We start from the raw sequence: 278 nt of genomic DNA on the forward strand, positions 1-278 counted from the left end.
CTCCCTCGTCGTGTCGCGGGAACCGCTCGTCGCCGCGGTGCCGGCCCGGAGCCGATACGCAGGCAACGCGACGATCGCGTTCCGCGAACTCGCGATGGAGAACTTCGTCACGTTCCCTTCCGGGTACGGTTCCGCGCTGAACGCCGCGCTCGAGGATCTGTGCGCGCATGAAGGCGTGACGCCGCGGATAGGACCGACCGCGTCGCAGATCACGACACTGGTGTCGCTGGTGGCGGCGGAACGCGGCGTCGCCATCGTGCCCGGCTTCACGTCGACGT

Annotated in this window: 1 protein-coding gene; it reads left to right on the plus strand. The window is 69.1% G+C overall.

Annotated features, from left to right (window positions below):
* Positions 1 to 278 (plus strand): LysR family substrate-binding domain-containing protein (locus AC1RPY_RS07840; RefSeq protein WP_481763124.1); only part of this gene is annotated, 278 nt, incomplete at both ends.

This window comes from Dellaglioa sp. CoH-56-MRSF-12, from assembly GCF_056782075.1.